We start from the raw sequence: 2376 nt of genomic DNA on the forward strand, positions 1-2376 counted from the left end.
TCGTCTGATGATCAGTGCGGACGGCGGCGGCTCCAACGGGTACCGGACCCGGCAGTGGAAGACCGAACTCGCCGAGTTCGCCGCCGCCACCGGCCTCACCGTCACCGTCTGCCACCTGCCGCCCGGCACCAGCAAGTGGAGTCGCGGTAGGGACCGCCCTCAACGGGCGGCCCCCCGCACGGATCCCGACGTGCGGAACTACCGCATCGGGCTCCTGCCTCAGGTTCTGGCTGCCAAGCGCACGTTCGGGTAGGGGTGCATCACACGGACTTGCGGGAGCCATCGAGTCGCGTATCGGCCCATCCGTTCCCAGGTGATCCGTCCACGCTGGCTACGTCGCCGTAGCGCACGACGCCAGTGCAGAGTCATCTGGTACCGGAAGGCCGATACCGCGTTGGAGTTGCCCGGCACGGCGTAGTAGGCCATGTGCCCTTGCAGCACGTGGGCCAGCCACCGTCCCTGCGCCGGGATGGGGTCATGCCGGCGACGCCGGAGCTGGTCTTTGACCTCGGCCAGCTTCGCCCGCATCCGTTTCCCGATCGTGATGCGCCGCACCCAGAACCGCCCGCTGCGGGCTCTGGCACAGATGTGCCTAAAACCCAGGAAGTCGAACGTCTCCGGCTTGCCCAGACCCCGACGCCGGCGATCGATGGCGGCACGCCGCCCGAACTCGATCAGCCGCGTCTTGTCCGGATGCAACCCCAATCCGAACCGCGCGAATCGTTCGCGTAGTTCGTCAAGGAATCGCCGCGCATCCTCCTCGTACTGAAACCCGACGATGAAGTCATCAGCAAAGCGGACAATGATGACATCTCCGTTCGCGTGGTGACTTTTCCAATGGTCGGCCCACAGGTCGAACACGTAATGCAGGTACACGTTGGCGAGCAGCGGCGACGCCGATGCCCCTTGGGGTGAACCCTCCTCACACGCCGACCACTGTCCATCCTCGATCACCCCGGAGGCCAACCACTTGCCGATCAGCCGCCAGATCCGTTTGTCCGCGATGCGGTGCTCGACAAACCTTCGCAGCCAGGAATGATCAATTTGGCCGAAAAAGTTCTGGATGTCCGCGTCAAGCACCCAGTTCACCTGCCTTCGTTCCATCCCGACCGCGAGGGCGTCCAACGCATCATGCGGGCCGCGCCCCGGCCGGAACCCATACGAGAAGCCCCGGAAATCCACCTCGTAGACGGCGTTAAGCACCTCGACGACCGCACGCTGAACGATCTTGTCCTCCAGCGACGCGATCCCCAACGGCCGTAAACGACCATCGGGTTTCGGGATGTACACCCGCCTCGACGGCTTCGCCCGGTAACTTCCCGACTGCACCCGACCATGCAGATCCTGAAGATTCGCCTCCAGGTTCCGTCCATAGTCGTCCCACGTCACCCGGTCCACCCCCGGCGCAGCCTTTGGACTGATCGCCCAATATGCCGCCCGGAGCCGAAACGTCGTGACATGGTGCAGCAGCGCGGTGAACCGCGCATCCTTGTCCCGTCGTGCCACTTCACGCACACGGCCCAGCGCGCTGGACGCATCGGCTCCGGCGCTGAGTCCGGGATGCGTTTTGCTGTCCGTGTTCCCCTTGGCTCGCTCCCTTTCCTCCCCCACCTCCGCGGCCGTGGCCTTGTTCGGCGGGTTCGCAGGTACTACGGAGCGATCCGACTTCCCACCCTCGTACATCTCAGGCGTGCCACCTTGTGTTCCCTGAGCGTCCCAGCCCGTGATCAGCAGCCTGGGCGAGGGCGATCGCGGTAGGGACCGCTCTTACGAGCGGCCCCCCGCACAGATCCCAGCGTGCGGGATTACCGCACTGGGCTCCTGCCTTGGATCCTGGCGTCGAATCGCACCGCGGGGAAAGGATGCCGTATGCGGGCGGGTGGCAGCCACCATTTGGTAAGGCGAGCCATCCGGTACCAGTTCAGCCGACTCCGCTGGCTTCGGCGGCGTAGCGCCTTATACCAGTAGCGTGCGACCTGGGTCAGGAAAGCCCCCACCGCATCGATGTTGCCGGGCACGGCGTAGTAGGCGAGGTGACCCTGCACCACGCTTCGCAACCATTTGCCCTGTTCCGGGACGGGCTGGTGCCGACGTTGCCTGAGTTGGTCTTTGACCTCGGCCAGCTTCGCCCGCATTCGCTTCGCGATCGTGACCCGCCGCAACCAGAACCGTCCATGCTGGGTCTCCCCACAGAAATGAGTGAACCCAAGCAAATCGAACGTCTCCGGCTTCCCGAGACCACGAGCCGCTCGGCGCCAGGCGGCATGCCGTCCGAACTCGATCAGCCGGGTCTTGTCCGGGTGCAGCTCCAACCCAAACTTCGCAAACCGCTCACGAAGGTCGGCCCAGAACCGCCGCGCGTCCTGCTCGTGCTCG

Annotated in this window: 2 protein-coding genes and 1 pseudogene; 2 read left to right on the forward strand and 1 reads right to left on the reverse strand. The window is 65.1% G+C overall.

Going from position 1 to position 2376, the window contains the following annotated elements; all coding sequences use genetic code 11:
* Positions 1 to 145 (forward strand): annotated as a pseudogene (locus VMD50_RS03490) (ISAzo13-like element transposase-related protein); the annotation flags it as partial.
* A gap of 74 nt (positions 146 to 219) precedes the next feature.
* Here the strand turns inward: VMD50_RS03490 and ltrA are convergent.
* Positions 220 to 1506 (reverse strand): group II intron reverse transcriptase/maturase, encoded by a 1287-nt coding sequence (gene ltrA / locus VMD50_RS03495; protein ID WP_325424900.1) that lies wholly within the window; start codon positions 1504 to 1506, stop codon positions 220 to 222.
* A gap of 527 nt (positions 1507 to 2033) precedes the next feature.
* Between ltrA and VMD50_RS03500 the strand changes: the two genes are divergently transcribed.
* A partial coding sequence (locus VMD50_RS03500) for a hypothetical protein (protein WP_325424902.1) occupies positions 2034 to 2376 on the forward strand: 343 nt, incomplete at its 3' end.

It is taken from the genome of Mycobacterium sp. (assembly GCF_035506235.1).
Classification (GTDB): Bacteria; Actinomycetota; Actinomycetes; order Mycobacteriales; family Mycobacteriaceae; genus Mycobacterium.